Source organism: Brevundimonas sp. (genome assembly GCF_046295075.1).
Classification (GTDB): domain Bacteria; phylum Pseudomonadota; class Alphaproteobacteria; order Caulobacterales; family Caulobacteraceae; genus Brevundimonas.
Genome location: NZ_JBKBOC010000009.1, coordinates 17930 through 40722 on the forward strand (window position 1 = coordinate 17930; position 22793 = coordinate 40722).

A 22793-nucleotide genomic window follows, 5' to 3' on the forward strand; every position below is an offset into this window, starting at 1 on the left:
GGCTCCTCACATCGTTAGACCGGCGTCCAACGGCGTCGTTCCAAGCGGCGGCCCGGACGGACCGCCGCTTTTGTTTTGGATATTCGTCGCTTGCGCGCAAGAACCGCCCAGGATCGCCAACTGCTGGAGCTGATCGACCCCATCGCGGAGTCGCTCGGTCTGGAAGTCGTGCGCGTCCGACTGATGACCGGCTCCAAGCGCCAGCGCCTGCAGGTCATGGCCGAGCGGCCGTCCGACCACGACATCTCGGTCGAACAGTGCGCAAAGCTGAGCCGCGCTGTCTCGGAGGTGTTCGACGCCGCCGACCCCATCGCCGGCGAATATATGCTGGAGGTTTCGTCGCCCGGCATCGACCGGCCCCTGACCCGTCCCATTGACTTCGACCTGTTCGAGGGCGAGGAGGCGCGGCTGGAGACGGACCGGATGATCGAGGGCCGCAAACGCTTCAAGGGCGTGCTGGCCGGCTACGAGGACGGCAACGTCCTGATCGACCTGGACGGCGAGGAAGAGACCGCACTGATCCCCTTCGACTGGCTCAGCGACGCCAAGCTGGTCCTGACCGACGCCCTGATGAAGCGGGGCGCCGCCATTCGCGCCGCGCGCGGCGAACCTGAAGACGACGGCCTGCCCGAAGGGGACGCCGCTGAACTGACAACCGACACCACGACCCCTTCTGAGGACAACGCCTGATGGCCGTCACCGGTATTTCCGCCAACCGCCTCGAACTGCTGCAGATCGCCAATGCGGTCGCGCAAGAAAAGAACATCGAGCGCGAGGTCGTCATCGAGGCGATCGAAGAAGCGATCCAGAAGGGCGCCAAGTCGCGTTACGGCGCGCATCACGACATCCGCGCCAAGATCGACCACAAGACCGGCGAACTGTCCCTGACCCGTCACGTCACCATCGTCGAGGACGACTGGATGCCGGAAGACGAGCTGGAAGAGTTCAACGACAGCGCCATGGTGCGCCTGACGGACGCCTCCAAGCGTGATCCCGAAGCCGTCGTCGGCAAGGAATATGTCGAGACCCTGCCGCCGTTCGAGTTCGGCCGCGTCCAGACCCAGATGGCCCGCCAGGTCGTGACCGGCAAGGTCCGCGAGGCCGAGCGCGCCAACCAGTACGAAGAGTTTAAGGATCGCGTCGGCGAGATCGTCAACGGCACGGTCAAGCGCGTCGAATACGGCAACACCATCGTCGATCTGGGCCGGGGCGAGGGCGTCATGCGCCGCGACCAGTCCATCCCGCGCGAAGTGTTCAACATCGGCGACCGGATCCGCACCTACATCTACGATGTCCGGCCCGAGGCCAAGGGCCCGCAGGTCATGCTGTCGCGCGCCCACCCCGGCTTCATGGCCAAGCTGTTCGCTCAGGAAGTGCCGGAAGTCTATGACGGCGTGATCGAGATCCGCGCCGCTGCGCGTGACTCGGGCTCGCGCGCCAAGATGGCCGTCCTGTCCAACGACAGCTCCATCGATCCCGTCGGCGCCTGCGTCGGCATGCGCGGCTCGCGCGTTCAGGCGGTCGTCGCCGAACTGCAGGGCGAGAAGATCGACATCATCCAGTGGAATCCGGACGAGCCGACCTTCATCGTCAACGCCCTGGCCCCCGCCGAAGTCTCCAAGGTCGTGCTCGACGAAGAAGCTGGTCGCGTGGAAGTCGTCGTGCCGGACGAGCAGCTGTCGCTGGCCATCGGCCGTCGCGGCCAGAACGTCCGTCTGGCCTCGCAGCTGACCGGCTGGCAGATCGATATCATCACCGAGGCTCAGGATTCCGAGCGTCGCCAGCGCGAGTTCAGCGAGCGCACCGGCCTGTTCCAGGAAGCCCTGGACGTGGACGAAGTCATCGCCCAGCTGCTGGTCACCGAAGGCTTCGCCACGGTGGAAGACCTGGCCTATGCCGACCCTTACGAAGTCTCCGAGATCGAAGGCTTCGACGAGGAGACCGCTGAGGAACTGCAGGCCCGCGCCCGTGAGTTCCTGGACAAGAAGGCCGCCGAGCTGGACGCCAAGCGCGTCGAACTGGGCGTCGAGGACGGCGTGCTTCAGGTGCCGGGCGTGACCCTGCCGATCGCCGTCGCCCTGGGCGAAGGCGGCGTGAAGACGGTCGAGGACCTGGCCGACCTGGCCACCGACGAAATCCGCGGCGGCTACGAAGTGAAGAACGGCGAGCGGGTCAAGGTCCCCGGCGTGCTGGAAAGCTTCAACCTGGCCCAGGAAGACGCCGAACTGCTGATCCTGCAGGCGCGCGTCGCCGCCGGATGGATCGATGCTTCGGAACTGCCGCAGCCCGAGCCTGAAGAGTTCGAGGAAGGCGAGTTCGCCGAGGGCGAATACGACCCGGACCAGGTGTTCGGCGATGCGCCTGCTGAGACCGACGACGCTACAGACGACGCGGAGGTCCTAGCCGAGGACGGCTCCGAACCGTCGAACGCGTGATGGGAGACCTGGCCGCATATGAGCTTGCGCGACGCAACGATCGATAGGGAACGCCGGGACCTCGTCACTCACGAGGTCATGGACGAATCTCGCCTGATCCGTTTCGTCGCCGGGCCCGATGGCCAGGTGGTTCCCGACCTGGGCAGGAAACTGCCCGGACGCGGCCTTTGGGTCGAAGCCAGCCGCACCTCGATCGAGACGGCGGTCAAGAAAAACGGCTTCACCCGCGCCGCCAAGACCAAGCTGACCGCTCCGGCTGACCTCGCCGACGTTGTCGAACGGCTGCTTGTCAGGCGCTGTCTCGATCAGCTGGGTCTTGCCCGGCGCGAAGGCGTGCTTATCTCTGGCTTCGAGAAATCCGCCGCGAACATCCGTTCGGGCAAGGCCGCCTGGGTGGTGGAAGCCGCCGACGGCTCGGCCGACGGGCGTGGAAAAATCCTCGCCCTGGCCCGCCATCAGACCGCGAAAGTCTGCGGCGCGTTCACTGTGGACGATTTGAGTTTGGCCCTTGGGCTGGAAAATGCGATACACGCCGTCCTGCTTGCGGGCGGACGCGCCGATCGGTGGACCGTAGAGGTCGAACGACTGGCTGGATTTCGGCCGCTTCGTCCCCCTCACTGGGAGGTTTTCAGTGTCGAGGGCGGATCGGCGGGAGCAAACCCTTCAGGGGCGAGTTAGGATTTTGGCGGCCGAGGGCCTGTCTCCAAGGGCGGAGACGGGCTCACGGTCGTTCATGTGCATTAGATAAGAACGGCGGGCCTTTCCGCCCCGAGTAAAGCGACCGGATGAGCGACGAAAACGACAAGACCAACGAAGGCCAGGGCGCAACGGGCGGCACGCCGTCCCAGACGGGGCCGCGCGCTCCGCTGAGCCTGAAGCCGCGCGTTGTGGGATCGGTCCCGACCGGGACCGTGAAGCAGAGCTTCAGCCATGGCCGATCCAAGACGGTGGTGGTCGAGACCAAGCGCCGTGCGGGCGCCGGCGGACCGCAACGTCCGCAGGGTTTCGATGTCGCACGTCCGCAACAGGCCTCTCAGGCGCCGCGTCCGCAGGGTCAGCGTTCGCCGCAACCCGCCGGCGGCGCCCTGTCGCCCGAGGAACAGGAAGCGCGCCGTCGCGCCATCGCCATGGCGACCCAGGCCAACGCCGCCAAGGCTGACGCCGCCGCCGCCGCCAAGGCTGCGGCCGACGCCGCCGCTCGCGACCAAGCCGCCGCCACCGAACGCGCCGCCCAGGCCGCACGCGACGAAGCCGCCGCCGCCCAGGCCGCTGCCGAAGCCGCCCGCGCCGAGGCCGCCAAGCTGAGCGCCGCCGCGCCTCAGCCGGCCAAGCCCGCGCCCAAGCCGGCTGCGCCCGTCGCCGCCGCACCGGTCGCCCCGACGCCGGCTCCGGCGCCTGCACCGACCGCCGCCGCCACGCCGGCTCCGGCCGCCCCGGCCCGTCCGGCGGCTCCGGCTCGCCCGGTCGTCAACTTCGGCCAGCGCGTGCCCAAGCCCGGCAATCCCCAACGCGCGGCGCCCGAGCGTCCCGCCTTCGGCGGCCGTTCGGCCCGCGAACAGGCCATGGGCGGCGGAGACCGCGCCTATTCGGATCGTCCGCAGGCCGACCGCCCGCAAGGCGCACGTCCGGCCCCCGGCGGCGCAGGCCGTCCGCAAGGCGCCAAGCCGGCCGAGCCCGTTCGCTATTCGGCCCTGAACCCGCGTCCGGCCCCCGGCGCCGCCCGTCCCGGCGGCGCGCGCACCGGCCCTGGCGGTCGTCCGACCCCGAACGCGCCACCGGCCGAGGCCAATGTTCTGCGTCCGGCCCGTGCGCCCGGCGCCGGCTTCGGTCGTCCGGTCGGTCGCGACGACGATCGCGAGAAGCGCTTCTCCGACGCCGGCAAGGCGGTCAGCCGCACGCGCGGCGAGCCGAAGCGCCGCGAAGGCCGCATGACCATCCAGTCCGTGGTCGGCGACGGCGACGCCGCCGAGCGGATGCGCTCGCTGGCCTCGGTCCGCCGCGCCCGCGAACGCGAGAAGGAAAAGCGTAAGGGCGGCTCGACCGACGCGCCGAACCGTCCGCGCGAAGTGGTCATTCCCGACGTCATCACCGTTCAGGAGCTGTCCAACCGGATGGCCGTGCGCGGCGTCGACATCATCAAGTTCCTGATGAAGCAGGGCCTGATGATGAAGATCAACGACGTGATCGATTCCGACACCGCCGAACTGGTGGCCGAAGAGTTCGGCATGGCCGTCAAGCGCGTCTCGGAATCCGACATCGAGTTCGGCTTCCTGGGTGACGCGGACGACGCCGAAGCAGACGATGTCCGGGCGCCCGTCGTGGCCATCATGGGTCACGTCGACCACGGCAAGACCTCGCTGCTGGACGCCCTGCGCACGACCGACGTCGCCGGCGGCGAAGCCGGCGGCATCACCCAGCACATCGGCGCCTATCAGGTGCGTCTGGAAGACGGCCAGAAGGTCACCTTCCTGGACACCCCGGGCCACGCCGCTTTCTCGGCCATGAGGGCGCGCGGCGCCAATGTGACCGACATCGTGGTTCTGGTCGTTGCGGCCGACGACGGCGTCATGCCGCAGACGATCGAAGCCATCCAGCACGCCAAGGCCGCGAATGCGCCCCTGATCGTGGCCGTCAACAAGATGGACAAGCCCGGCGCGACTTCGCAGAAGGTCGTCAACGAACTGCTGCAGCACGAAGTCATCGCCGAAAGCCTGGGCGGCGAGACCCAGATCATCGAGGTCTCGGCCAAGGAGCGGATGAACCTCGACGGCTTGCTTGGGGCCATCCTGGTCCAGGCCGAGGTCATGGACCTGCGCGCCAGCGCCGATCGTTCGGCCGAGGGCGTGGTCATCGAGGCCAAGCTGGACAAGGGACGTGGCCCGGTCGGCACCGTCCTGGTCAAGCGCGGCACGCTGAAGCGCGGCGACATCGTCGTGGCCGGCAGCTCGTGGGGCAAGGTTCGCGCCCTGCTGAACGAGCGCAACGAGCAACTGACCGACGCCGGTCCCTCCGTCCCCGTCGAAATCCTCGGCCTGGACGAGGCGCCGTCTCCGGGCGACGTCTTCGCCGTGGTGGAATCCGAAGCCCGCGCCCGCGAGCTGACCGAATACCGTCAGCGGGTGAAGCGCGAGAAGGCCCAGGTCTCGGGCGGTTCGGTGTCGCTGGTCGACATGATGTCGCGTCTGCAGTCGAAGAAGGTCTCTGAACTGCCGGTCATCATCAAGGCGGACGTGCAGGGATCGGCCGAAGCCATCGTCAGCTCGCTGGACAAGATGAGCACCGACGAGGTGCGCGCCCGCACCGTCTATTCCGGCGCCGGCGGCATCACCGAAAGCGACGTCAACCTGGCCAAGTCGGCCGGGGCGCCGATCCTGGGCTTCAACGTCCGTGCGTCGAAACAGGCGCGTGATCTGGCCGACCGCGAGGGCGTCGAGATCCGCTACTATTCGATCATCTACGACCTGCTGGACGACATCAAAGGCGTGCTGTCCGGCATGCTGGCGCCGCTGCAACGGGAAACCTTCCTGGGCAACGCCGCCGTGCTGCAGGTGTTCGACATTTCCAAGATCGGCAAGATCGCCGGTTGCCGGGTGTCGGAAGGCGTGGTCCGCAAGGGCGCCCGCGTCCGTATCGTCCGCGACGACGTGGTGGTTCTGGAGCTGGGCGTGCTCAACACGCTCAAACGCTTCAAGGACGAGGTCAACGAAGTCACGGCGGGCCAGGAGTGCGGCATGCAGTTCCAGGGCTTCCAGGACATCAAGGAAGGCGACTACATCGAGTGCTTCACGGTCGAAGAGATCAAGCGCACGCTGGACTAGTCCACGTCGCGAGTACCGAGAGACAAAGGCCCGGAACCCAGGTTCCGGGCCTTTTTCTTTGCGCGAGTCCTGCGCATGATGCCAAGCGTGGCCGCAGACGCTACGCGGGGATCGTTTCATGGCCAGACCACATCTGTCGTCCGGCGACTTCTTCGGCGCGGCCTCTCGAACGGTCGAGGCCGGGGGCTTTCGCGTCGGCCTGTGGGTCGCCAGCCGGCCGCCTGAGGGCGTCGAGCTTCACGCCCATGACGACGCCCATTTCGTCCTGGCCCTGGACGGCGGATACCGCAGCCTGGCCCATGATCCCCTGACGCCAAGGGACGCCGCCTTCGGCCCCGGCGCCCTGGTGTGGAACCCGCCGGGCGTCGAGCACCGGGACTGTTTCGACGTCGCCGGCGGTCGCTTCCTGTCGATCAGTTTCGATCCGCCCAAGAGCGCCGGTCGCGGCGACCCGATAAGGTTGCGCGGCGCCCTGGCCGAAGGGGCTGCGCGTCGTCTGGTCGGGGTCGCCGGACGGTTCGCGGCGGGGGACGCGGTCAAGATGGAGGGGCTGACCCTGGATCTGGCGGCGGCGGTCCTGTCGCCGGCAGAGCTGGACGAGGATCCGGCGCCGGAGTGGCTGTTGCGCGCCCATGACGTCCTGCACGACTTGGCGGACCAGCCGGGGCTGGAGGTGGCGACGGTCGCCCGCCTGGTCGGGGTTCATCCCGTCTCGCTGGCCCGCCGTTATCGCCGCCATTTCGGCTGTTCGCCCGCCGCCGCCATTCGTCGCGCGCGTGCGGACCGGGCGGCGGGTCAGATCGCGCACGGGCGGGACTTGGCCGACCTGGCACTGGGCGCGGGCTATGCCGACCAGAGCCATATGACGCGCGAGTTCGGCGCACTCTATGGCCTGACGCCGGCCCGCTATCGCGCCCTGTTCGCCTGATCGGTTGCGTCTGTTCAAGACGGGGGTTCCGCCGCGTGGGATGTCCGTTCGTTGCTTCCCCCATTCAGGACCATCATGCGTCATCTGTTTCTCGCGACCCTCGGGCTCGCCCTTGTCTCCGCACCCGTCATGGCCGAGCCGAACTGGCCGGTCGCCGCACCCGAAACCCAGGACGTTTCGGCCGAGGGTCTGGCCGCCATGGACGCCGCCGTCCGCGCCGGAACCTTCCACAAGATCACCAGCGTCCTGATCGCCCGCCACGGCCGGCTGGTGCACGAGGTCTATTTCGATGAGGCGGGCCGCGAGAGCCGGCGCAACACCCGCTCCGTGACCAAGACCGTCACCGCTATGCTGGTCGGCGCCGCCGTCTCGCGCGGCGACATCGCCAGCGTCGATGCCCCGGTTATGCCCTTCGTTGCGGACCACGGCCCCTTCGACAGTCCCGACCCGCGCAAGGCGGTGATCACGGTCGAGGACCTGCTGACCATGAGCTCCCTGCTGGAGTGCGACGACGACAATTCGTTTTCGCGCGGCAACGAGGAGCGGATGTATCTGATCGAGGACTGGGTGAAGTTCGCCATGGACCTGCCGATCCGCGGCTTTCCGGCCTGGATCCCCAAGCCTGCGGATCAGCCCTATGGCCGGGCCTTCAGCTATTGCACCGCCGGCGTGACCACCCTGGGCGCCGTGGTGCAGAAGGCGACGGGCGAGGCGCTTCAGGACTTCGCGCGCGAGGCCCTGTTCGGCCCGCTGGGGATCGAGGGAGAGCAATGGCAGATGTCGCCGACGGGCCTGGCCCAGGGCGGGGGCGGTCTGGGCCTGCGCAGCCGTGATCTGCTGACCTTGGGTCAGTTGCTGCTGAACCAGGGCCGCTGGGACGGACGCCAGGTTCTGCCCGAGGCCTGGACCCGCGCCATGACCGCGCCGCACGCCAGCGTCGATCCGCAAAAGGGCGACTACGGCTATCTGATCTGGCTGCCGACCTATTCGGTCGCCGGCGCGCCGCATCCCGCATGGACCATGTCGGGCACCGGCGGCAACAAGGTCGCGATCATCCCGGACCTAGATGCGGTCGTAGTTGTGACGACCGAGAACTTCGACGTTCGCAATCCGCACGGGCTTGCCGACACCCTGATCGCGGATCATGCGCTGGCGGCGATGCGCTGAAGGCACAACCCTTGCGGGCCTTCACGGTTCGAAAAGGCTGACGTGCCAAGGTGAGACCATGACCCCCGTTCAGACTCCCGCCGATCTTCGCCCCATCACCGCCCTGCGCTTCGTGGCGGCGATGTGGGTGGCCGTCTACAGCTTCTGGGAAAACCTGGCCGGGGCCGGTCAGGTCGGCCTGGTGGCCAAGGGGTATCTGGGGGTCGAACTGTTCTTCGTCCTGTCCGGCTTCATCCTCAGCCACGTCTATCTTCAGGCGGCGGGCGAGAAATCGTTCTCGTATAAAAGCTTCCTGTGGGCGCGGGTGGCGCGGGTCTATCCGCTGCATATCGCGACCCTGATCGGGGTCGGGCTGCTGGCCGCCGCCGCCCTGTTCGCCGGTATGAGCGTGGACGGAAACGTGCTGAGCTGGGCGTCGCTGCCCGCCAACCTGTTCATGGTCCACGCCTGGGGTCTGGCGCCAGTGGCGGGCTGGAACCACCCGTCCTGGTCGATCTCGGCGGAGTGGTTCGCCTATCTCTGCTTCCCCCTGTTCGCCTTCGTCTTCTGGCGCGCGCGGCATCGTCCCATCGCGGCCGTCGTCGGCGCGGCGGCCTTCCTGGCCATCCTCTATTTCGTGTTCGAGCAGTGGGCCGGCTTCGCCCTCACCGAGGCGACGATCCGTTGGGGCGCGCTGCGGATCGTGCCGTGCTTTGCCCTGGGGTGCGCCCTCTACCTCGTCTATCGCCGCGCGCCGTTGAAGGCGCCGTGGCTGTGCGCCGCCGTCTCGTTCGGCCTGATGGTGCTCAGCGCTGCGCTTGGACTGTGGGACGGGGTCACGGTATTGCTGGCCGGCGCCCTGATCCTGTCGCTGGCGTCGCTGCCCAATGAGCGCGCCGGATGGCTGGCGTCCAAGCCCGCCGTCTACCTCGGCGAGATCAGCTATTCGGTCTATATGGTCTGCGTGCCGTGGAAGCTTCTGGCCGTCGGTCTCGCCGCCAAGCTTGTCGATGCACCCGACAAGCAGCTTCAACTTTTCGTGTGGTTGGCGATTTTGGCACTGCTGCCGGTCGTGGCCGCCGTCTCTTATCACCTCGTCGAACACCCGGCTCGCAAGGCTTTGCGCGGCATGGGCAAGCGGGGCGATAAGACTTCAGCAAGCAGTCTGAAGTCCGACGCTACGCCGAAACAACTTGCTACCGAGCGTGAACCCGTGGCCTAAAGGGCATCCCAAAGACGGGTCGGGATACCCCTAAGCATGACGAAACGGCTCAAAGCCGCCGCGGTTGCGGCGACCCTCGGTTTTTTTGCATTGGGCGCGGTTCCCTCCAGTGCGAAGGCTGACGAGCCGTATTGGCAGTGCGTGACCTTCGCGCGCATGTTCTCGGGCATCAACATCTTCGGCGACGCCTGGACCTGGTGGCGTCAGGCCTCCGCCGGCTTCCGCACCGGCCGCGCGCCTGAAACCGGCTCTGTCCTGGTCTTCCGCCCCGAGGGCCGCATGAGCCGGGGCCACGTCGCCGTCGTCTCCGACATCCTGACCGACCGCGTGGTCCGCGTCACCCACGCCAACTGGGGCGGCAGCCGCGGCAAGGTCGAGGAGAACGTCACCGTCGTCGACGTCTCGCCCTCCAACGACTGGTCCCAGGTCAAGGTCTGGTACAATCCGATCAACGATCTCGGCACGACTGTCTATCCGACCTACGGCTTCATCTACAAAGGCGCGCGTGACGCCTTCGACGCCGGCCGTCAGATCGCCTCGAACGTCTCGGCCCAGGGCCAGCATTAGGGCCAGCACCAAGCCGCCTTGCGCTGCCCGCCATCGCGGGCGATAGGCGGGCATGACCCAATCCAGCGACATCACCTACGCCGGCTATCTGGCTTTGGACGATCTGCTTTCGACCCAGCATCCGCTGTCGGACCAGCACGACGAGATGCTGTTCGTCGTCATCCACCAGACCAAGGAACTGTGGCTCAAACAGATCCTGCATGAGACGGCCCTGGCCCAGCGGCTGGTGCGCGCCGGCGATCTGGTGCCCGCCTACAAGAGCCTGGCGCGGGTCTCGCGCATCCAGGCGGTGATGACCCACAGCTGGGACATCCTGTCGACCATGACCCCGGCCGACTATCTGCGGTTCCGCGGCTCCCTGGGATCGTCCTCGGGCTTCCAGAGTGATCAGTTCCGTCGTTTCGAGGCCATGCTGGGCCTGAAGGACGCCAGCTTCCTGAAGTTCCACGAGGATCGCCCCGAGGCTCTGGCCGCGCTCCAGGCCGCCATCGCCGCCCCCAGCCTGTATGACGACGCCCTGACCCAGATGGCCAAGGCCGGTCTGCCGGTGCCCGCCGAGGTGCTGAACCGCGACGTGACCCAACCCTATGAGCCGTCCGAAGCCGTCGAGGCGGCCTGGCTGGAGGTCTATCGCGACACCGAGCGCTGGTGGGTGCTGTATCAACTGGCAGAGAAGCTGGTCGATCTGGACGACGCCCTGCTGACCTGGCGCCACAAGCATGTCGTCACGGTCGAGCGTATCATCGGCCGGCGGCGCGGCACGGGCGGCACCGAGGGGGCGGCCTATCTGGCCTCGACCCTGACCAAGCGCTGCTTCCCCGAGCTTTGGTCCCTTCGCACCAAACTTTGATGTCGCAGGCGGCAACCTTCGCCGCGCCGGACCATTTCGCCGTTCGACCGCAACAGCGGAAGGAATGGACGAGATGAGCAACCCCAACGCCCACGACATCAAGGTTCTGAACGGCCTGATCGAAACCACGCTGGACAGCGCCGACGGCTATCGCGAAGCCGCCGAACAAACGCAGGACCCCCACTATCGCAGCCTGTTCGAGCGCCGCAGCGCCGAACGCCAGCAGGTCGTCGAAGACCTGTCCGCCGCCGTACGCGGCCTGGGGGGCGATCCCGAATCCGACGGCTCGATCCTGGCCAAGGCCCACCGGGCCTTTCTCGACGTGAAACACGCCCTGCTTCGCAACGACGATTCTGTCGTCGGCTCGATCAACAGCGGCGAAGGCTTCATCGCCGGCAAATACGAAAAGGCGCTGGAAGACACCGGCATTTCCGCCACCACGCGCGAAACGATCCGGCGGGCCTATGCGGCGGTGAAGACCGAGCATGAGCAGATGGAGGCGCTGAAGCACAGCCTGGAAGGCCAGCGCGACGCGGACAACCCGCTCTATCCGCAGTAGAAACGCTCACCTCCCCATGCGCGGAGGCGCATGGGGAGGACAGGCGGCCGCAGGTCGCCAGGAGGGGGCGACCGGGTATCAGCCGATGAAGGCGACGCTCGACGTTCTCCACCGGGTCGCCCCCTCCTGACCGCTGACGCGGTCTGTCCTCCCCACCCGCTTTCGCGGGCGGGGGAGGTGATACGAAAAAGGCCCCGGCGTTTGCGCCGGGGCCTTCGTCATTTCAGTGTCGTGTCTGAAACTAGGCTTCGTCGCCCTTGGCGGCCGAACCGGTTTCCGGAACCACGGCACCCTTGGCGGGACGGACCGTCTGGCGCTCGGCGATCCGGGCCGACTTGCCGCGACGATCGCGCAGGTAATAGAGCTTGGCGCGACGCACGACGCCGCGGCGCTTCACTTCGATCGACTCGATGTTCGGCGACAGAATGGGGAATTTGCGTTCGACGCCTTCGCCGAACGAGATCTTGCGGACGGTGAAGGTCTCGCTGATGCCGCCGCCGTCACGGGCGATGCAGACGCCTTCGAAGGCCTGGACGCGCTCACGCTCGCCTTCCTTGATCTTCACGTTGACGCGCAGGGTGTCGCCGGGTTGGAAGACCGGGATGGTGCGTTCGCCCAGAACGCGGGCTTTTTCTTCGGCGTCCAGCTGTTGAACGATGTTCATGTCATTTCTCCTCGAGCTTTGCGCTCTTTGCCTGTGATTTGGCGAGATGCGCTTCCCAGAGGTCTGGTCGTCGCTCCCGCGTGGTCTCTTCCCGCTGCGCCTCGCGCCATTTGGCGACCTTCTTGTGGTCGCCCGACACCAGCACCTCGGGTATCTCAAGCCCCTCGAACGTCCGCGGTCGCGTGTACTGTGGGTGTTCCAGAAGCCCATCCTCGAAGCTTTCGGACGACAGGCTGTCCGCCGCGCCGAGCACTCCAGGGATCAGTCTAACGCACGCCTCGATCGCGACCATCGCCGCCGCCTCGCCGCCGGCGAGCACCGCGTCTCCGACCGAGACCTCCTCGAACCCGCGTGCGTCCAGCACCCGCTGATCCACCCCCTCGAAACGACCGCACAGCACGACGATCCCGTCCGCCTTGGCCCATTCCTTGACGCGCGCCTGGGTCAGGGGTCGACCCCTGGCGCTCATGTACAAAAGCGGCCGTTTCGGTCCCGACAGGCTATCCACCGCCCGAGCCACCACGTCCGCCTTAAGCACAGCTCCCGGGCCGCCACCCGCAGGGGTGTCGTCCAGGAAGCCGCGCGTATCTGTGGAAAAGGCGCGAATGTCAACCGTATCCAGGCTCCACAAGCCTTTCTCGCGCCACGCCGTGCCGATCAGCGACACGCCGAGCGGGCCGGGAAAGGCCTCGGGAAACATGGTCAGGACGGTCGCGGTGAAGGGCATGGCGGCGGCTCATACACGAAATCACGAGCGATGCCTCCCTCTCCCGTTGGGAGAGGGCTTGAGCGCACGGCGGCGACAGCCGTCGTTCTGGTGCGAAAGGGTGAGGGTCGGAACGGTACGACCTAACCCACCGGCCGACCCTCATCCGGCTCTTCGAGCCACCTTCTCCCAATGGGAGAAGGAAGAGGTCAGGTCGTCGGCGCCCCGCCGCCCGCCGCGATCCAGCCGTCGACCTGGTCCTCCAGCACGTCCAGCGGCACCGAGCCGGAGCCCAAGACCACGGCGTGGAAGTCCTTGATGTCGAACCGGTCACCCAGCGCCGCCTTGGCCCGGTCGCGCAGCTCCTCGATCTTCAGCTCGCCGATCTTGTAGCTGGTCGCCTGGCCGGGATTGGTGATGTAGCGCTCGACTTCCTTTTCGATGTCGCGCTCGGACAGCAGGGAGTTCTGGCGGAAATAGTCCATCGCCTGTTCGCGGCTCCAGCGCTTGGCGTGCAGGCCGGTGTCGGTCACGAGCCGCACCGCCCGCCACAGCTCGGTCGAGAGCCGGCCGAAGTCCGAATAGGGATCCTGATAGAAGCCCATCTCCTTGCCCAGCTGTTCGGCGTAAAGCCCCCAGCCCTCGGCGTAGGCGCCGTAACCGCCGAACCGGCGAAAGCGCGGCAGGCCCTCGATCTCCTGCGCGTAGGCGATTTGGAAATGGTGGCCCGGCGCACCTTCGTGATAGCTGATGCCCTCGATCTGGGGCTTGAGCACCTGGGTCATGTCCGACAGGTTGACGTAGTAGATGCCCGGCCGCGACCCGTCCGGCGCCGGGGAGTTATAGAAGGCGATCGAGGCCGTCGCCTCGCGGAACGGCTCCACCGCCCGCACCTCCAGCGCCGCCTTGGGCAGGGTCGAGAACCACTGCGGGGCCGCATCCATCACCTGGGCGATGAAGCCGCGCGCGTCCGTCAGATACTGTTCCTTGCCCTCCGGCGTGTTCGGATACTGGAAGCGCGGATCGGTCTTCAGGAAGACGAAGAACTCCTGCAGCGTGCCGGTGAACCCGACCTGGGTCTTGATGACCTCCATCTCCGCTTGGATGCGGGCGACTTCGGCCAAGCCGATCTGGTGGATCTGGTCGGCGGTCAGGTCGGTGGTGGTCGAGAGCTGGAGCCGGGCGTTGTAATAGGCCTCGCCCTGCGGCAGGCGCCACACGCCCGCATCGCTGTCGGCCTTGGGCTGAACCTCGGCCAGGGCCGTCAGCACGGTCTCGAACCCGGCCTTGTACGGTCCCGTCAGGGCGGCGCGGCCTTCGGACAGCAGCCGGTCCTTGGTGGCCTGATCGGTCTCAAGAGCCGTGACCTTCTTGTTGAAGTCCGCCCAGACCGGATTGTCCGCCCCATCGTCGAACGGCGCGCCGGAGACGACATTGCGGGTGTTGGCGATGGAGGGTTCGAAGACGAAGCGGGGCGAGACCACGCCGGCCGCCGCACGCTGACGCAGTTCGTCGGCGACCTGGCTCATCTGGACCTGGGCGGCGCGCAGACGGCCGACATAGGCCTCGGCGTCGGAAACGCTGGCGAAGCGGTGGTTGTTGATCAGGAAGACGGGCAGGCTGGTGGTCGGATTGCCGTTGGCGGCGAACTGGAAGCCCCAGTCGCGCCACTGGTTCGACAGCCGCGCCTGCTGCACCCCGTATTCGAACATACGCCACGACAACCGGGCCTGAGGCCCCAGTTTCTCGGGGTCGAACCCGGCCTTCATCTGCGTCAGCTGGGCTTCCTGCAGCGCCAGGGCGCGGTCGGCGGCGGCGTCCGACACGTCGTCCAGCTTGTCGTAATCGGTCTTGATCCCCAGCGAGGTCATCTGCTGCGGGCTGAGCGCGATCCGCGCCTGGAAGGCCTCTTCGAAGAAGGCGTTCAGCCGCGCGTCCTCGCTCTGGGCCTCGGCTGCCGGCGCCGCCATTGCCGGCGTCTGGGCCATTGCGGGCGCGGCGGACAGCACCGCCATCATGGCGGCGGACGAGATCAGAAGACGACGCATGGACAATCCCTCGTGAAACAGGGGCGCACCTTCGGGCGCGCGTTCGCCGGGCGCAAGCCGCCAATGTCGCAGGCGTTGCGGCGATCCGACACGTCCGGACGAAATTTCAATACGGCGTCGCTTGATGCAACCCAAGTTCAAGGTCGGCGTTTGCACGGAGCTTGACCATACCAACAAGGGGTTCACACCATGCGCAAGATCATCACTCTGACCATCGTCGCCGCCGCCCTGGCCGTGTCGGCCTGCAACACCATCGCCGGCGCCGGCCGTGATGTCTCGGCCGCCGGTTCGGCCGTCACCACCGGCGCGAACGACGCCAAGAACTAAGCTTCGGCGAAAGCTTGATCTGGAAAGGCCCGTCGGATCACCGGCGGGCCTTTCTCGTATCCGTCGCACGACGGTGTTACGGTGCGGCGTCAGACAGGAGACGGACGATGGGCTTTCTCGACAATGTGGTGAAGGGCCTCGGCGACGACGCCGCAGGCGGGTTGAGCGACCTGCTCAAGGGCCAGGGCGGCGTCGGCGGATTGGCGGAGAAGTTCGGCCAGGCAGGCCTGGGCGACGTGATCGGCTCCTGGGTCGGCACGGGTCCGAACGCCAATATCTCGCCCGAGCAGATCACGGCCGTCCTGGGCCACGGCCCCATCGCCGACATCGCCGCCAAGATGGGTGTCTCTCCCGAACAGGCCGGCGAGACCCTGGCGGGCCTGCTGCCCGAGGCCATCGACCGCCTGACCCCCGGCGGTCAGATCGACGGCGCCGACGACCTGCTGGGCAAGCTGCCGGGCGGTCTGGGCGACATGATCGGCGGCTTCCTGAAGCGCTGAGGTGTCAGGAGGGCTCGCTCAAGAGGGTTGGCCCTCCGTCGCCGCAATAGCGGCGTCCTCTTCGGCTGCCGCCTTCTGGCGTTCCTGCAACGCGGTCTGTTTGCCGGCGACGACGAAGGCCAGGACGACGGCGAATACGCCGATGATCGTCGAATACAGGAAGAAGACGACATAACCCGCGCCCAGCGCCGCCGGGGTCACGCCGCTGGTCGCCGCCCCGGCCGCCAGAGACCCTTCGGGCAGGCGGGCGAACAGGGGACGCAGCGCGGAGAATGGACCTGCCCCTTCCGCAGCGCGGGCCGAGGCCTCGACGATGCGGCCCGACTGGGACGCGATCAGCTTGCCGGGCAGGGCGTACAGCGAACTGAACAGGGCGTACTGGGTCGCCGTAAAGCCGATCGACGTCAGGCTGGACATATAGGCGATCAGGGCCGTCCCCGCGTAGCCGGTGGCGATGTTGTCCACCCCGATGGCGATGGTCAGGGCCGGAATGCTGGGCCCCTGGGTCGCCAGCCAGGCGAAGACCAGGTTCGACACCGGACTCATGAAGGCGCCGATCACCATGGTTCGGATCAACCCCAGCTTGGCCACCGACCAGCCCCCGATGAAGACGCCCAGGGTGGTCATGACGACCCCGAACACCTTGCGCACCTCGGCCAGCTCGATCTTCGAGAACCCCAGGTCCAGATAGAAGGGGTTCATGATGTTCAGCACGAAGTCGGCCAGGCGGTAGACGCAGATCAGCGCCAGGATCAGCGTCGCCACACCCGAAAACCGCTTGTAGAAATCAGCCACCGGCTCGCCGAACGATCCCGCCAGATAGGCGCCCGGCCGGGTCCTGGTTCCTGGCAGAGGCCAGCAGGCCAGCACCAGCAGGGCCAGGCCGCCGAACACCGCCGCGACCTGCAGATAGACACCGCCCGGCTTGGCGGCCCAGGCTTCGGCGATGGCCGTCTGGCCTTCTGCGCCCAGGCCGAACAGGCCCAGCAAGCCGTTCAGCGGCCCCGCCTGCGCCGTCAGGCCCGAACCCACCACCATGGCGGCGGCGGCGATCACGATCAGGCGCGCGATCCATTCCAGGATTTCAAGCTTGGGTCGCGACGGCGTGTCGCCCACCGGAATGGCGCGGATCGAATGGGCCTTCTCGCGCGGAGCGAACAGGACGCCGGCGATGCCGAAACCCATCAGGGCCGCCATCACCGCATAGGAGACGTTCCAGTTATAGAGATCGGCGAGCACCAGCGGCACGGCCCCGGCGACGATCATGGCGACGCGGTATCCCATCTGATAGGCGGCGGCCATGGCGCCATGGCGGCTGTCGTCCGCCGCCTCGATCCGCCACGCGTCGATGACGATGTCCTGGGTAGCCCCGAAGAAGCCGACCAGGGTGGCGAACAGGGCGATGGCCACGAGCGCATTGGATGGATTGAGGCCCGAGATCGACCACAGGCCGAAGATGACCACGGCCTGCGTCACCAGCATCCAGGACCGGCGATGGCCCAGCAGCGGTGTCAGCAGCGGGATCGCAGTACGGTCCACCAGCGGCGCCCAGACGAACTTCAGCGAATAGCTGAGCGTGGCCAGGGCGAAGAAGCCGATCACCTCAAGCGTCTGGCCGCTCTCGCGCAGCCAGGCCGACAGGGTGTCGAAGATCAGCAGGTTCGGCAGGCCCGCCGAAAACCCCAGCAACAGCATGATGAACACGCGCCGCTCGCCATAGACGGCGAGGCCGCCAAAGCGCCCGGCGGGTTTGCCGGTGGCGGCGGGGGTGGCTTGGTCGGTCATGCACGGCTCCGGCGCGGCGGCCGGAAACGCGGGCGCCTGTAACTCAGCCGACCTTGGCGCGGATGTCGCGCTTCGTCCAGCGGGCCAGGGCGGTGCGCAGGGCGTCGGCGTCCAGCGGCTTGACGATATGGTCGTCCATGCCGGCCTCCAGACAGGCGCGGCGGTCCTCGGCGAAGGCGTTGGCGGTCAGGGCCAGGATCGGCGTCATGTCGCCCCCGGCGCGGATGGCGCGGGCGGCGGCGGGGCCGTCCATGCCCGGCATCCGCATGTCCATGAAGACCACGTCGTAGCGCGCGCGCTTCAGGGCCGCGACGGCCTCATCGCCGGTGGCGGCGGTCTCGACGGTGCAGCCTTCGCGGCGCAGCAGGGTGCGGGCCAGAAGCGCGCCGACCGGATTGTCCTCGGCCAGCAGCACGCGAATGCCGGCGAACTGAACGGGCGAGACGCGGTCGTCCTCGACATGGGCCGCGACGGGAGCGGCGTTTCTGTCGCCCGTCTCGGCGCCGACTGCCGCCAACACGCGTTCGGCCAGGGAGGCGCGGCGCAGGGGCTTGATCAGATAGCCATGGAAGCCGGCGGACCGATACCGCGCGATCAGATCGCGCTCCGACGGTTTCAGCAGGACGATGCCGCGACCGGCGGCGGGCAGGGCGGCCAGGCCTCCCGCCGAGGCGCCGGCGTGATCGATCAGGGTCACCGGCGCCTGGTCGACGATCGTGCCGCCCGAGGCTTCGATCTGGGCGCTGGCGGCGGACTGGACGAAGGGGTCGGGCGAGCGCACCCCGACCGTATGGTTCCGCAGCGGCTTGTCCCGCGCCACGGCGACGGCGGCGAAGTCGGCCTCGAATCGGAAACGGGCGCCCCTGCCGGATGTGGCGCCGTCGGGCCGGTCCTCGACCCGTACCGAGCCCTCCATGGCGGCGGCCAGTTTGCGCACGACCGCCAGCCCCAGGCCGGCGCCGTCATGCCGCACGGCGTCGGAGGAATCGGCATGGCCGAACTCCTCGAAAATGCGCGCGCGGGCCTCGGGTGCAACGCCCGGCCCGGTGTCATCGACCAAGAAGGCCAGACGCGGGCGGGCCGCGTTGCCGCCGGCGCGTTCGACCGTGATGCGAACGCCGCCGGTCTCGGTGAACTTCACGGCATTGCCGGCGAGGTTGAACAGAACCTGGCGTAGCCGGCCTTCGTCGGCCAGGACATCGGGCGCGTCGGCGGCGACCGACCAGACGATCTCCAGGCCCTTGTCGTGGGCGCGCGGGCTGAGCAGTTCGGCGACGCCGCGCACCAGCCCTTCCAGATCGACGGGGGCCAGGTCGAACTCCAGCGCCCCGGCCTCCAGCCGCGCATAGTCCAGCAGGTCGTTGACCAGACCCAGCAGATGTTCGGCCGACTGGCGCGCATTCTCGGCATAGGCGCGCTGGGCGCCGTCTAGCCGGGTCCGTTGCAAGAGGTTGATCATGCCGATGACGCCGTTCAGCGGCGTGCGCATCTCGTGGCTCATCAGCCGCAGGAACTGCTGGGCGGGATCGACGGGCTGCACAGCCTGATCCTCGATCCGCTTCGTCTGCGTGCGTCGCGCCATGGCGGCCTCCCCCATCGCCACAGACCTTAGGCGCAACGGGTTAAGGATATCTCCTCATCGTTCATGAATGAAGGAACGGGGTCTGCGCGCCGTCGTCCTCGCGCATTCCGAATGCTGCGTCGCTTCGGGACGCCACGCGCCGGTCGAAATCGGCCTCGGCCCCGACGGTGTTGCGGCGATAGATCAGGGCCTCGGCGATGTGGCGGCGCAGCACGCCGGTGCAGCCGTCCAGATCGGCGATGGTGCGCGCCAGGCGCAGGGTGCGGGTCCAGCCGCGCGCCGTCAGGCCGCCGGCCTCGCCCGCCCGCATCAGCAGCATGCGCCCCGCTTCGTCCGGCGTGGCGAACCGGTCCAGCGTATCGCCGGACGCGCGAGCGTTCAGGCCCTGGGCCGGGTCCAGTCCCGCCTCGCGCACCCGATCCTCCTGCATGGCGCGGGCGGTCGCGACGCGCGCCCTGGCCTCGGCCGTGCCCTCGGCGGGCGGCGGCAGGGCCATGTCGGCGGCGGTCACCGGCGGCGTCTCCACCGTCAGGTCGATCCGGTCGAACATCGGGCCTGACACGCGGTTCTGATAATCCCGCTGGCAACGCGGGGCCTTGCCGCAGGCGCCGCGTCCGGCCCCGCCCATGCCGCAGCGACAGGGGTTCATCGCCGCCACCAACTGGAACCGCGCCGGATAACGGATGTGGGCATTGGCGCGGGCGACGACGATCTCGTCGGTCTCCAGCGGCGCCCGCAGCGAATCCAGGGCCTGGGCGCTGTACTCCGGCAGTTCGTCCAGGAAGAGCACGCCGTTGTGCGCGAGAGAGGCTTCACCGGGCTTGGCGCGATGACCGCCGCCCGTCAGGGCCGCCATCGACGCCGAGTGGTGCGGGCTTCTGAACGGTCGATCCCGTGTCAGGGCGCCGCGCTCGATCAGGCCGGCGACCGACCAGACCATCGAGGTTTCCAGCAGTTCCTGCGAGGTCAGAGGTGGCAACAGGCCCGGCAGGCGTTGCGCCATCATCGACTTGCCTGAGCCAGGCGGGCCGATGAACAGCAGGTTGTGACCGCCGGCCGCCGCGATCTCCAGCGCGCGCTTGGCGCTCTCCTGGCCCTTGACCTCGCGCAGGTCGGGCACGGCCTTGCCGCTGGCCAGCGGGCCGGGCTCTGGCGCACGCAACACCTGGATCCCCTTGAAGTGATTGACCAGGCCGATCAATGAGCGCGGCGCCAGGATGCGGGCCCCGCCGGCCCAGGCCGCCTCCGGTCCCGTCGCCTCGGGGCAGATCAAACCGAGGCCCATGGCGTCGGCGGCGACGGCGGCCGGCAAGGCGCCGCCCACCCGCGCGATCTGTCCGTCCAGCCCCAGTTCGCCGATGGCGGCCCAGCCGTCCAGGGCGTCCGGCGCGATCACCCCCATGGCCGCCATCAAGGCGAGGGCGATGGGCAGGTCGAAGTGACTGCCCTCCTTGGGCAGGTCGGCGGGCGCCAGATTGGCGATGATCCGCGCCGCCGGCAGGGCCAGGCCGATGCCGGAAAAGGCCCCGCGCACCCGTTCGCGACTCTCGGCCACCGCCTTGTCCGGCAGGCCGACGATGGTGAAGACCGTCTCCCGGTTCTGGCCGACCAGCTGGACCTCGACGTCCACGCGCCGGGCCTCCACCCCGTCGAAGGCGACCGTGACAACCCGTGCGACCATGACGTCCTCCCGCTTCCCGCGAGAGAACGAACCATGAACTGAAATCTAATTCAAGTGGCGGTCACGCAACCTGTGCGGCGCGGCGGGCTTCGATGGCGTCCCACATCAGGGCCGTGGCGTCGATGCCGGTGAAGGTCTTCAACTGCTGGGCGCCGGTGGGGGAGGTGACGTTGATCTCGGTCAGATAGTCGCCGATCACGTCGATGCCGACGAAGATCAGGCCGCGTTCCTTCAGCGTCGGGCCGATGGCCTTGCAGATTTCAAGGTCGCGGGGCGTCAGTTCGACCGGCATGGCGGTGCCGCCGACGTGCAGGTTGGAGCGCACCGCGCCCTCGGCCGGCACGCGGTTGATGGCGCCGACCGGCTCCCCGTCGATCAGGATGATCCGCTTGTCGCCCTTGGAAACGGCGGGGATGAACTTCTGGATCACCAGCGGGTCGCGGCTGCCGGCGGCGTGAATCTCGATCAGGGCGTCCAGGTTGGGATCGTCGGCGCGCAGCTTGATCACGCCCGAGCCGCCGTTGCCGTGCAGGGGCTTCAGCACCACCTCGCCGTGCTTCTTGTGGAAGGCGGCCAGGGCGACGGGATCGGCCGAGATCAGGGTGGGCGGTTGCAGGCCGGGGAAGGCCGTGACCATCAGCTTCTCAGGCGCCGAACGCACCTGTGCCGGGTCGTTGACCACCAGGGTCTTCGGATGAACCGTCTCCAGCAGATAGGTGGCGGTGACATAGGCCATGTCGAAGGGCGGATCCTGGCGCATCAGGATGACGTCCACGTCCTCGGCCAAGTCCAGTCGGACCCAGTCGCCGAAATCGACGTGATTTCCTACCTCGCGGCGCACGGTGATCGGCCGGGCGCGGCAGTAGAGGCGGCCCTCCTCCAGCGCCAGGGTGCGGAAGTCATAGACCCACTGTTTGTGCCCGCGCGACTGGGCCGTCTCGGCCATCAGGAAGGTGGTGTCCCCGGCGATATCGACGGCCTCGATCGGGTCCATCTGGATGGCGATTTTGAGAGTCATGCTGTCTTGGGCCTATCGCGCTTCGCGCTACTTGAGGACTTGTTCGTTGGCCTATCGCGCTTCGCGCTGCTTGAGGCCGATCAGTCGATCTGACGCGCTTCCTCGGCCAGCATGATCGGCACGCCTTCGCGGATCGGATAGGCCAGTTTTGCGCCGGCCGAGATCAGTTCGTTGGCGTCGCGGTCGTAGGTCAGCTTGCCGCGCGTGACCGGACAGACCAGCACCTCAAGCAGGCGGGGATCGACGGACACAGGCGTATTGAAGGCGTCACTCATGGCGGTTTCCTGAAAGCGTGGCCGCTTATTGCATGGACGGCGCAGCGTCGTCACCGGCGTCGGCGGCGTCAATGCGCAGCAGGGCGGTCAGGGCTTCGGCGCGGGGCATCAGGCCCATGGCCTCCAGCAGCGCCTGTTTCTCGGCCGGCTCGAACGGCAGGGCCATCGACAGGCTGTTGACCAGGGCCTCCATCGGCGCGCTCTCGGCCGTCTCCCAGTCGATATCCAAAAGGCGGTGGGCCATATAGGCGCGCAGGGCGTCCAGGAAGGCCTCGCGGTCGAAATCCGGCTCTTCGGGCGGAGAGACCAGATCGGATTCATAAGCCTCGAAGGCGGCGCGGATCTGGCGATAGGGCGCCTTGGACGGCATCTCGGCGGCGATGCGGAACCGCGACACTCCGGTCAGGGTAATCAGATACCGCCCGTCCGAGGTCTCGGCGAAGCTGGTGATCCGCCCGGCGCAGCCGATCGGGGACAGGCTGGGCAGGGCAGGGGTTCCGCCATTGGGCTGGACCAGGCCGATGATCCGGTCCCCCGCCATGGCGTCGTCCACCATGTTCAGATAACGCGGCTCGAAGATGTTCAGCGGCAGTTGCCCGCGCGGCAGCAGGATGGTCCCGCCCAGCGGGAACACCGGGATCACCTGCGGCAGATCGAGTGCGCGGACATAACCTTGCGGCAT

21 protein-coding genes are annotated in these 22793 nt (G+C 67.8%); 12 read left to right on the plus strand and 9 right to left on the minus strand.

Going from position 1 to position 22793, the window contains the following annotated elements; genetic code table 11:
• The first annotated feature begins 90 nt into the window (after positions 1–90).
• The 10 genes from rimP to ACK4MH_RS09075 all read left to right on the plus strand — a co-directional run bounded on the left by rimP (position 91) and on the right by ACK4MH_RS09075 (position 11525).
• Positions 91–690, plus strand: a complete 600-nt coding sequence (gene rimP / locus ACK4MH_RS09030; protein ID WP_409717234.1) for a ribosome maturation factor RimP — start codon at positions 91–93, stop codon at positions 688–690.
• A complete protein-coding gene (gene nusA, locus ACK4MH_RS09035; protein WP_409717236.1) occupies positions 690–2435 on the plus strand; it encodes a transcription termination factor NusA in 1746 nt (581 codons plus the stop codon). Before rimP ends, nusA begins: the two co-directional genes overlap by 1 nt.
• Positions 2436–2453: 18 nt before the next feature.
• The gene (locus ACK4MH_RS09040; RefSeq protein ID WP_409717238.1) at positions 2454–3113 is read left to right on the plus strand and encodes an RNA-binding protein; all 660 of its coding nucleotides are present in this window, start codon (positions 2454–2456) and stop codon (positions 3111–3113) included.
• Between the two features lie 107 nt (positions 3114–3220).
• Complete coding sequence (gene infB, locus ACK4MH_RS09045) at positions 3221–6253, plus strand: translation initiation factor IF-2 (protein ID WP_409717240.1); 3033 nt, start codon at positions 3221–3223, stop codon at positions 6251–6253.
• Between the two features lie 118 nt (positions 6254–6371).
• Positions 6372–7181 carry a helix-turn-helix domain-containing protein gene (locus ACK4MH_RS09050; protein WP_409717242.1) on the plus strand — a complete coding sequence of 270 codons (810 nt, stop codon included), beginning with the start codon at positions 6372–6374 and terminating at the stop codon, positions 7179–7181.
• Positions 7182–7256: 75 nt separating this feature from the next.
• Positions 7257–8348, plus strand: a complete 1092-nt coding sequence (locus tag ACK4MH_RS09055) for a serine hydrolase domain-containing protein (RefSeq protein WP_409717244.1) — start codon at positions 7257–7259, stop codon at positions 8346–8348.
• A 58-nt stretch (positions 8349–8406) separates the two neighbouring features.
• Positions 8407–9549: an acyltransferase family protein gene (locus tag ACK4MH_RS09060; protein ID WP_409717246.1), complete on the plus strand. Its 1143-nt coding sequence runs from the start codon at positions 8407–8409 to the stop codon at positions 9547–9549.
• 36 nt (positions 9550–9585) lie between these two features.
• Positions 9586–10116, plus strand: a complete 531-nt coding sequence (locus ACK4MH_RS09065; RefSeq protein ID WP_135194387.1) for a CHAP domain-containing protein — start codon at positions 9586–9588, stop codon at positions 10114–10116.
• 52 nt (positions 10117–10168) lie between these two features.
• Positions 10169–10966, plus strand: a complete 798-nt coding sequence (locus tag ACK4MH_RS09070) for a tryptophan 2,3-dioxygenase (protein ID WP_409717248.1) — start codon at positions 10169–10171, stop codon at positions 10964–10966.
• A gap of 73 nt (positions 10967–11039) precedes the next feature.
• The gene (locus ACK4MH_RS09075) at positions 11040–11525 is read left to right on the plus strand and encodes a PA2169 family four-helix-bundle protein (RefSeq protein WP_409717250.1); all 486 of its coding nucleotides are present in this window, start codon (positions 11040–11042) and stop codon (positions 11523–11525) included.
• Between the two features lie 241 nt (positions 11526–11766).
• On the opposite strand, the gene rplS is transcribed toward ACK4MH_RS09075, so the two are convergent.
• The 3 genes from rplS to ACK4MH_RS09090 form a co-directional block, all read right to left on the minus strand.
• A complete protein-coding gene (gene rplS / locus ACK4MH_RS09080; protein WP_409717252.1) occupies positions 11767–12189 on the minus strand; it encodes a 50S ribosomal protein L19 in 423 nt (140 codons plus the stop codon).
• Position 12190: 1 nt separating this feature from the next.
• Complete coding sequence (gene trmD / locus ACK4MH_RS09085; protein ID WP_409717254.1) at positions 12191–12916, minus strand: tRNA (guanosine(37)-N1)-methyltransferase TrmD; 726 nt, start codon at positions 12914–12916, stop codon at positions 12191–12193.
• A 188-nt stretch (positions 12917–13104) separates the two neighbouring features.
• A complete protein-coding gene (locus tag ACK4MH_RS09090) occupies positions 13105–14943 on the minus strand; it encodes a DUF885 domain-containing protein (protein WP_409717256.1) in 1839 nt (612 codons plus the stop codon).
• Positions 14944–15132: 189 nt separating this feature from the next.
• Between ACK4MH_RS09090 and ACK4MH_RS09095 the strand changes: the two genes are divergently transcribed.
• Positions 15133–15270 (plus strand): entericidin A/B family lipoprotein, encoded by a 138-nt coding sequence (locus tag ACK4MH_RS09095; protein WP_055754663.1) that lies wholly within the window; start codon positions 15133–15135, stop codon positions 15268–15270.
• A gap of 107 nt (positions 15271–15377) precedes the next feature.
• Positions 15378–15770 carry a YidB family protein gene (locus tag ACK4MH_RS09100; protein ID WP_409717258.1) on the plus strand — a complete coding sequence of 131 codons (393 nt, stop codon included), beginning with the start codon at positions 15378–15380 and terminating at the stop codon, positions 15768–15770.
• A gap of 18 nt (positions 15771–15788) precedes the next feature.
• On the opposite strand, the gene ACK4MH_RS09105 is transcribed toward ACK4MH_RS09100, so the two are convergent.
• The 6 genes from ACK4MH_RS09105 to ACK4MH_RS09130 form a co-directional block, all read right to left on the minus strand.
• Positions 15789–17555, minus strand: a complete 1767-nt coding sequence (locus ACK4MH_RS09105) for an AmpG family muropeptide MFS transporter (protein WP_409717260.1) — start codon at positions 17553–17555, stop codon at positions 15789–15791.
• Between the two features lie 43 nt (positions 17556–17598).
• Positions 17599–19137 carry a response regulator gene (locus ACK4MH_RS09110; RefSeq protein WP_409717262.1) on the minus strand — a complete coding sequence of 513 codons (1539 nt, stop codon included), beginning with the start codon at positions 19135–19137 and terminating at the stop codon, positions 17599–17601.
• Between the two features lie 61 nt (positions 19138–19198).
• Entirely contained in the window at positions 19199–20818 is a 1620-nt protein-coding gene (locus ACK4MH_RS09115; protein ID WP_409717264.1) for a YifB family Mg chelatase-like AAA ATPase, read from the minus strand.
• A 61-nt stretch (positions 20819–20879) separates the two neighbouring features.
• On the minus strand, positions 20880–21836 hold the full coding sequence (gene gshB / locus ACK4MH_RS09120; protein WP_409717266.1) for a glutathione synthase: 957 nt from the start codon (positions 21834–21836) through the stop codon (positions 20880–20882).
• A gap of 80 nt (positions 21837–21916) precedes the next feature.
• Entirely contained in the window at positions 21917–22111 is a 195-nt protein-coding gene (locus ACK4MH_RS09125) for a Trm112 family protein (protein ID WP_017505027.1), read from the minus strand.
• 25 nt (positions 22112–22136) lie between these two features.
• Entirely contained in the window at positions 22137–22793 is a 657-nt protein-coding gene (locus ACK4MH_RS09130; RefSeq protein WP_135194399.1) for an LON peptidase substrate-binding domain-containing protein, read from the minus strand.

Bases quoted from the DNA above. Each gene is read 5' to 3' on its own strand.
- nusA (WP_409717236.1), top strand. From the start codon at position 690: ATGGCCGTCACCGGTATTTCCGCCAACCGCCTCGAACTGCTGCAGATC.
- ACK4MH_RS09040 (WP_409717238.1), top strand. From the start codon at position 2,454: ATGAGCTTGCGCGACGCAACGATCGATAGGGAACGCCGGGACCTCGTC.
- infB (WP_409717240.1), top strand. From the start codon at position 3,221: ATGAGCGACGAAAACGACAAGACCAACGAAGGCCAGGGCGCAACGGGC.
- ACK4MH_RS09050 (WP_409717242.1), top strand. From the start codon at position 6,372: ATGGCCAGACCACATCTGTCGTCCGGCGACTTCTTCGGCGCGGCCTCT.
- ACK4MH_RS09055 (WP_409717244.1), top strand. From the start codon at position 7,257: ATGCGTCATCTGTTTCTCGCGACCCTCGGGCTCGCCCTTGTCTCCGCA.
- ACK4MH_RS09060 (WP_409717246.1), top strand. From the start codon at position 8,407: ATGACCCCCGTTCAGACTCCCGCCGATCTTCGCCCCATCACCGCCCTG.
- ACK4MH_RS09065 (WP_135194387.1), top strand. From the start codon at position 9,586: ATGACGAAACGGCTCAAAGCCGCCGCGGTTGCGGCGACCCTCGGTTTT.
- ACK4MH_RS09070 (WP_409717248.1), top strand. From the start codon at position 10,169: ATGACCCAATCCAGCGACATCACCTACGCCGGCTATCTGGCTTTGGAC.
- ACK4MH_RS09075 (WP_409717250.1), top strand. From the start codon at position 11,040: ATGAGCAACCCCAACGCCCACGACATCAAGGTTCTGAACGGCCTGATC.
- rplS (WP_409717252.1), bottom strand. From the start codon at position 12,189: ATGAACATCGTTCAACAGCTGGACGCCGAAGAAAAAGCCCGCGTTCTG.
- trmD (WP_409717254.1), bottom strand. From the start codon at position 12,916: ATGCCCTTCACCGCGACCGTCCTGACCATGTTTCCCGAGGCCTTTCCC.
- ACK4MH_RS09090 (WP_409717256.1), bottom strand. From the start codon at position 14,943: ATGCGTCGTCTTCTGATCTCGTCCGCCGCCATGATGGCGGTGCTGTCC.
- ACK4MH_RS09095 (WP_055754663.1), top strand. From the start codon at position 15,133: ATGCGCAAGATCATCACTCTGACCATCGTCGCCGCCGCCCTGGCCGTG.
- ACK4MH_RS09100 (WP_409717258.1), top strand. From the start codon at position 15,378: ATGGGCTTTCTCGACAATGTGGTGAAGGGCCTCGGCGACGACGCCGCA.
- ACK4MH_RS09105 (WP_409717260.1), bottom strand. From the start codon at position 17,555: ATGACCGACCAAGCCACCCCCGCCGCCACCGGCAAACCCGCCGGGCGC.
- ACK4MH_RS09110 (WP_409717262.1), bottom strand. From the start codon at position 19,137: ATGGCGCGACGCACGCAGACGAAGCGGATCGAGGATCAGGCTGTGCAG.
- ACK4MH_RS09115 (WP_409717264.1), bottom strand. From the start codon at position 20,818: ATGGTCGCACGGGTTGTCACGGTCGCCTTCGACGGGGTGGAGGCCCGG.
- gshB (WP_409717266.1), bottom strand. From the start codon at position 21,836: ATGACTCTCAAAATCGCCATCCAGATGGACCCGATCGAGGCCGTCGAT.
- ACK4MH_RS09125 (WP_017505027.1), bottom strand. From the start codon at position 22,111: ATGAGTGACGCCTTCAATACGCCTGTGTCCGTCGATCCCCGCCTGCTT.
- ACK4MH_RS09130 (WP_135194399.1), bottom strand. From the start codon at position 22,793: ATGCCGCAAGGTTATGTCCGCGCACTCGATCTGCCGCAGGTGATCCCG.